3 protein-coding genes and 1 pseudogene are annotated in these 2,668 nt (G+C 54.4%); all 4 read left to right on the top strand.

All coding sequences use genetic code 11. From position 1 onward, the window contains the following. A pseudogene (locus ACXJ5O_RS23855) lies at nt 1-153 on the top strand (M24 family metallopeptidase); the annotation flags it as partial. Nucleotides 154-215: 62 nt separating this feature from the next. Then, nucleotides 216-866 carry a hypothetical protein gene (locus tag ACXJ5O_RS23850; RefSeq protein ID WP_224511706.1) on the top strand — a complete coding sequence of 217 codons (651 nt, stop codon included), beginning with the start codon at nt 216-218 and terminating at the stop codon, nt 864-866. 145 nt (nt 867-1,011) lie between these two features. After that, on the top strand, nt 1,012-1,944 hold the full coding sequence (locus ACXJ5O_RS23845) for a ribose-phosphate pyrophosphokinase (protein WP_114430386.1): 933 nt from the start codon (nt 1,012-1,014) through the stop codon (nt 1,942-1,944). Between the two features lie 218 nt (nt 1,945-2,162). Then, nucleotides 2,163-2,668 (top strand): 50S ribosomal protein L25/general stress protein Ctc (locus ACXJ5O_RS23840; protein WP_457302068.1); only part of this gene is annotated, 506 nt, incomplete at its 3' end.

The raw sequence follows: 2,668 nt of genomic DNA, 5'->3' as shown, positions 1-2,668 counted from the left end.
GAACGTATCCAGCCCGATATGACACTGTTTGCTCACATGATCATCATGGACTCCGACAGCAATACGGCCATGACGCTTGGCCGTACCTACCTTACCACCAATGGTCAGGCGGAGCCGCTTTCCCGCCAATCTCTTGACTTGATCGTAAAATAAAACTTTTGTCTGTTTTTGCTTGCAAATGAGCACAGTGGTGACTCATGACGGGGTTTGAGTAAATGAAGTCTCGCAACTCACTGACATGTGTATTCGTCGTCCTGGCCGGTATCACACTTACAGCGTGTAATAGTTCAGAGTCCCCTATTGGCGTTACCAAAGCTGATCTACCCCCAGCACAAGGAAGCCAGACAACACCACCCGCGCCGGGAGCCACCGCAATACCAGGCGCTTCAGCGGGCACAAATGCACAAGCAACGGCCACACCGGGCACCGGTCCCGCAACCTCGAACACAACCACAACGGCATCTGGGGCCACCCAGACCGGGAAGCCGAGCGCCCAGCCCACGGCAAAGTTGCGGTTTGCACCCATTGTAGGCGCACCTATCGCTGCGGCTACGCCACTATCGCAACGTCTGTCGGCACTTGCCAAGGAAAAAGGCATCACGCTCGGCACAGCCGGCGACACCGACAACACGCACATCATGAAGGGCTACTTTTCTGCTCTCCCCGATGGCAACCAGACGACGATCATCTACGTATGGGATGTACTTGATCCAGCCGGCACACGTCTGCACCGGATACAGGGTCAAGAAAAGGTACCTGGAGGAGGAACTGACCCGTGGAGCACCGTCCCCCCGAAGGTTATGGAAGGCATCGCTGACAAGGCTATCCAAGGTTATATGACATGGGTATCAGGCACCAAGACGTGACATATTTACACGTTTAAGGCGATATTCTCGCTGAATTGTGTATGAATCTAGCGTGCCCGCTTGCAATGTGCGTCAGGGGCAGTAAAAGGCCCGCCATACCCTTTACTTTGGCTGCGCTCTGAAAAAGACGTGGAGAAAATACGGCATGAAACTCTTCGCGGGCAATTCCAATCGGGTTCTTGCCGAATCTGTTGCCAAATATCTCAATATCCCTCTTGGCAAGGCCAGCGTCCGCCGTTTCGCCGACCAAGAGATTTTCGTCGAGATTCAGGAGAACGTTCGAGGCGAGGACGTCTTCGTCATGCAGTCGACTTCTTTTCCGGCAAACGATCATTTGATGGAATTGCTGATCATGATCGATGCGTTCCGCCGTTCGTCGGCAAAACGTATCACAGCCGTTCTTCCGTATTTCGGCTATGCCCGTCAAGATCGTAAGCCTGGCCCACGCACGCCAATTTCCGCAAAACTAGTGGCAAATCTGATCACCGAAGCAGGTGCAAATCGCGTCCTCACACTTGATCTGCACGCTGGCCAGATTCAAGGCTTCTTCGATATCCCGACCGACAATCTCTATGCTGTTCCGGTCTTTGCCCGCGATGTCCGCGCACATTACGGCAAGTCGAATGTCATGGTCGTTTCGCCCGACGTCGGCGGTGTTGTACGCGCCCGGTCTCTGGCAAAACGCATAGATGCACAGCTCGCCATCGTTGATAAGCGACGTGATCGTCCCGGCGAGTCCGAAGTCATGAATGTCATCGGTGATGTGCGCGGCAAGGATTGCCTGTTGTTCGACGATATTGTCGATTCTGGCGGTACGTTATGCAACGCGGCCGAAGCGCTTCTTGCAAAGGGCGCGACCAGCGTCACCGCCTATATCACGCACGGCGTACTATCTGGCGGGGCCGCCGCCCGTATCGCCAGTTCGAAGCTCAAGGAATTAGTCATTACCGATTCCATTCAGCCAACCCCTGCCATTGAAGCTGCACCCAATATTCGAGTGCTGTCGATTTCCGATCTGATCGGCGAAGCCGTCTCGCGAACGGCCTCGGAAGAGTCTGTTTCCAGCCTTTTCGATTAATCTCCGGAACTGTCTGCCCCTGCTCAAGCAACAAACTTGCACATCTGTCGCCTTTCCGTTATAGAGCCGCCATCCGCGTAGACACCCTTGGAGGCAACGCGGAATGGAGCGGTCATTTCATCCGGTTGCGGGTGAGCGTGCGACCGCTTCATGTTTTTTGAACAGCCATCCACTGGCCTCAAAAAACACTCCAGATTTGAACCTCGAAAGGAATTGCCATGAGCGAAGCATACGAGCTCAAGGCCGAGGCGCGCGAACGGGTTGGTAAGGGGTCCTCCCGGGAAATTCGCCGCAACGGTAAAGTGCCAGCTGTCATCTATGGTGACAAGCAGGCGCCAGTCTCTATTACCCTCGACTACAAGACGCTGTACTACAAGATTCACGGCGGCGGTTTCAAGACGACGATTGCCAACATCCTTCTGGACGGCAAGTCGATTCAGGTCCTACCCAAGGACTTCCAGCTTGATCCAGTCAGTGACAAGCCAGTACACGTCGACTTCTTGCGCGTATCGGCCAAGTCCATGGTGAACGTGCATGTACCGATCCACTTCCTCCACGAGGAAGCTTCGCCTGGTATCAAGCGCGGTGGCGTACTCAACATCGTTCGTCACGATATTGAACTTCATGCCCCAGCTAACGCTATTCCAGACGCGATTGAAATCGATCTCACTGGCACGCAGATCGGCGACTCGATCCATATTTCTGCTGTTACCCTGCCTAAGGG

Source organism: Phyllobacterium sp. P5_D12 (assembly GCF_054049495.1).
Note: the sequence above shows the minus strand (reverse complement) of the source record. Positions and strands in the feature narration are given on the sequence as shown.

Excerpts from the sequence above, each read along its gene's own strand:
- ACXJ5O_RS23850 (WP_224511706.1), top strand. The coding sequence starts at position 216 with ATGAAGTCTCGCAACTCACTGACATGTGTATTCGTCGTCCTGGCCGGT.
- ACXJ5O_RS23845 (WP_114430386.1), top strand. The coding sequence starts at position 1,012 with ATGAAACTCTTCGCGGGCAATTCCAATCGGGTTCTTGCCGAATCTGTT.